Source organism: Aeromonas sp. HMWF017, assembly GCF_003061465.1.
Lineage (GTDB): Bacteria > Pseudomonadota > Gammaproteobacteria > Enterobacterales > Aeromonadaceae > Aeromonas > Aeromonas veronii.
Genome location: NZ_QAJD01000157.1, coordinates 11,706 through 15,389, shown reverse-complemented (window position 1 = coordinate 15,389; position 3,684 = coordinate 11,706). Strand labels below are relative to the sequence as shown.

Genomic DNA, 3,684 nt, shown 5'->3' with positions numbered 1-3,684 from the left:
GAACTCGCCAGCGATACCATCACAGGAGATGGCGAAACCGCCGCTGAAGCGGGTGCTGAACTGGATCAGAAACGCATCATTGTCGTGCTCTTGCACAGGCAGGTTGATGGGTTTGCTGCGACGCAGGGGCTTGTGTGTTTGTACTGCTTTCATCATGGTATTTCTCTATATAAATTAAGTGTTTGCTCCTTGTATTGGCAAATGTCAGGTCAATGGGCGCGGTCGATTGGGTGAACGACAAGCGCGCAGGAATACCCAGCCCGGTTAAGGGGCGTCTGCACTTTCAAGGAATATGCTGATGCATAAATCAAATTGAATTGGGTGGGCAGATCGGGTCTGCACCGTGAGAGCCGGGCAACGCAGGCAGACAGCCTGACGGTTCTCAAGGCGAGTAAATCAGAAGAAGGTTATGCGGGTACTGGCAGGATTCATCGTGAGGTGAAGCATTGCAGGGCAAACATAAACAGGGCTGATTAACTAGCCAGCGCGCATTCTCTCCTCGAAATGAATAAAAAGCAAACAATAATTTGCCGATGTTGAAGTCAGTACGCTTTTCCGCTGTGTAATCAAGGCGCTATCAGCAGCAAATATCCGCAGCAATCAGTCATAAAAAGAGGGCTCCCGACGGGAGCCCTCTCTCATTCAGCAATCAGCACAGCGGGCCGACTCAGTAGTCGCCACAGGCCTTCTTGGCGGCCGTGATCATCGGGGTGATGGTCATGCCTTGCACCACGATGGAGAACATCACCACCGAGTAGGTCATCACCAGGATGACCTGACGCAGGTCGACGCCATGTTCCGGGATCATCATGACGCCGGAGGGGAGTGCCAGTGCCATCGCCATCGCCAGACCACCGCGCAGGCCACCCCAGGTGAGGATCCGCACCGAGAAGGTGTTGTAATTGCGGAATCGGCGGAAAGCCACATAGGGCAGCGACACGCTGATAAAGCGGGCGCCCAGGCAGAGCGGCACCGCAATGACCAGCAGGATCCAGTCACGCCAGGCGAGATCCAGCAGTACCAGCGCCAGACCGATCAGCAGGAACAGCAGGGCATTGAGGAACTGGTCCATCAACTCCCAGAAGTGATCCAGGTGATGGCTGCTCTGCTCGGAGAAGCCGGAGTGACGGGTCCAGTTGCCGATCATTATGCCGGTGACCACCATCGCCAGCGCACCGGAGACGCCGATCATGTTGGCAAAGGCGAAGCCGGCGGTCGGGATACAGAGGGTCAGCAGCAGCTCCAATGAACCGTCATCGGTGGCGCTGATCATCACGTGGGCGATGAGGCCCAGCACGGCACCGAACAGGATGCCACCGAGGGCTTCGTGCAGGAACAGACCGGCCACGCTACCGAAGGTGGGCTCGACACCGCCAAAGGCGACGGCAAACACGGTAGCGAAGATGACGAGGCCAACACCGTCGTTGAACAGGGATTCCCCTTCGATCTGGATGGCGATCTGGGGTGGCGCTTTCATCTTCTTGACGATGGCCAGTACGGCAATCGGGTCAGTGGGGGAGATCAGCGCGCCGAACAGCATGCAGTAGACCAGCGGCAACTCCCAGCCCAGCAGCTTGGCGATAAACCAGAAGCCGTAGCCGATGAGGAAGGTGGAGAGCAGGGTGGCAATGATGGCCAGAATGGTGATCTCCCACTTCTGGCTACGCAGCGCCTTGAGGTTGATGCCAAGGCCACCGGCGAACAGCAGGAAGCCCAGAATCCCCTTCAGCAGGAAGTTCTGGAAGTCGATGCTCTCCATGGTCTTGACGGCAAGAGGTTCCAGATTGAACCAGCCCAGTTTGCCAAACAGCACCAGCAGTGCGGAGATCAGCATGGAGCCCGCAGTAATGGCGATGGTGGTCTGGATCTTCACAACATACTGGTTTGCAAAGGCGATAAAAATCGCCAACGCTGCCAGAAAACAGAGTGTGTAGTAGACGCTCATAGTTATTTTTTTCTCGTTGGTAGACAGCAAGCACGTATCCCTATGCAGGACGGGCATAGGTTACTCTCGGGCCCTATGTTACTCATTACCCATAAATGAGTATATGGTGGCGCATTTGGACTGATAGACGGCTAGATTTCCATTTTATTTGTTTGCTGTTAGGATGCTGTTTACGCAGTTGCATGGATGTAAGAGGAACACGCGGTGTCGAACGTAATGTCGAGCAGAGAGCCGAGCAAGCAGTCGGACGTAACAAAGAAGCTGGGAGCCTGCCTCAGGGAGCGGATCCTGATCATCGACGGGGCCATGGGCACCATGATCCAGGGCTACAAGCTGGGGGAGGCGGATTATCGGGGTGAGCGGTTTGCCGACTGGCATACCGACATCAAGGGCAACAACGATCTGTTGGTGCTGACCCGTCCGGCGGTGATCCGCGAGATCCACGAGCAGTATTGCGCTGCCGGGGCCGACATTCTCGAGACCAACACCTTCAACGCCACTCGCATCGCCATGGCCGATTACGAGATGGAAGAGTTCTCGGCCGAGATCAACCGTGAAGCCGCCCGTCTGGCCCGCGCCGTGGCCGACGAGTGGACGGCAAAAGATCCCGCCAAGCCGCGCTTTGTGGCAGGGGTGTTGGGCCCCACCAACCGCACCGCCTCCATCTCGCCGGATGTGAATGATCCCGGCAAGCGCAACGTCACCTATGACCAGCTGGTTGCCGCCTATACCGAATCGACCCACGCCCTGATCGAGGGTGGCGCCGACATCATCCTGATTGAAACCATCTTCGATACCCTCAACGCCAAGGCGGCCGCCTTCGCGGTGGAAGGGGTGTTCGAGGCGCTGGGCTACAGCCTGCCGGTGATGATCTCCGGCACCATTACCGATGCCTCCGGCCGAACCCTCTCCGGCCAGACCACCGAAGCCTTCTACCACTCGCTGCGCCACGTCAAACCGGTATCGTTCGGCCTCAACTGTGCGTTGGGGCCCGATGAGCTGCGCCAGTATGTGGAGGAGTTGTCTCGCATCAGCGAATCCTGCGTCAGCGCCCACCCCAACGCCGGTCTGCCCAATGCGTTCGGTGAGTACGACCTCGATGCCGTCGAGATGGCGGAGCATATCCGCGAGTGGGCCCAAAGCGGCTTCCTCAACCTGATCGGCGGTTGCTGCGGCACCACCCCGACCCATATTCGCGCCATGGCGGACGCCGTGGCGGGCATCAAGCCGCGTGTGCTGCCCGAGCTGCCTGTAGCTTGCCGCCTGTCGGGTCTTGAGCCCCTTATCATCACCCCTGAGTCCATGTTCGTGAACGTGGGTGAGCGCACCAACGTCACCGGTTCGGCCAAGTTCAAGCGGCTGATCAAGGAAGGGCTCTACGACGAGGCGCTCGATGTTGCCAAGCAGCAGGTAGAGAACGGCGCCCAGATCATCGACATCAACATGGACGAGGGGATGCTGGACGCCGAAGCGGCCATGGTGCGCTTCCTGAACCTTATCGCTGGTGAGCCCGATATCGCCCGGGTGCCGGTGATGATCGACTCCTCCAAGTGGGAGGTGCTGGAAGCGGGCCTCAAATGCGTGCAGGGCAAGCCGGTGGTCAACTCCATCTCCATGAAGGAGGGGGAGGAGAAGTTCATCCAGCAGGCCAGATTGCTGCGTCGCTACGGCGCCGCCGTCATCGTGATGGCGTTCGATGAAGCGGGGCAGGCCGATACCCGCGCCCGCAAGTTCGAAAT

2 protein-coding genes are annotated in these 3,684 nt (G+C 58.4%); one reads left to right on the top strand and one right to left on the bottom strand.

Features of this window, described 5'->3' with window-relative positions; translation table 11 throughout:
* Positions 1–667: 667 nt before the first annotated feature.
* Entirely contained in the window at positions 668–1,945 is a 1,278-nt protein-coding gene (locus DBR30_RS17245; RefSeq protein ID WP_021231596.1) for a cation:proton antiporter, read from the bottom strand.
* 216 nt (positions 1,946–2,161) lie between these two features.
* Here DBR30_RS17245 and DBR30_RS22460 point away from each other — a divergent pair.
* Positions 2,162–3,684, top strand: a 1,523-nt coding sequence (locus DBR30_RS22460) for a homocysteine S-methyltransferase family protein (RefSeq protein ID WP_375135858.1), incomplete at its 3' end; no start/stop codon positions are given.

Bases quoted from the DNA above. Each gene is read 5' to 3' on its own strand.
- DBR30_RS17245 (WP_021231596.1), bottom strand. From the start codon at position 1,945: ATGAGCGTCTACTACACACTCTGTTTTCTGGCAGCGTTGGCGATTTTT.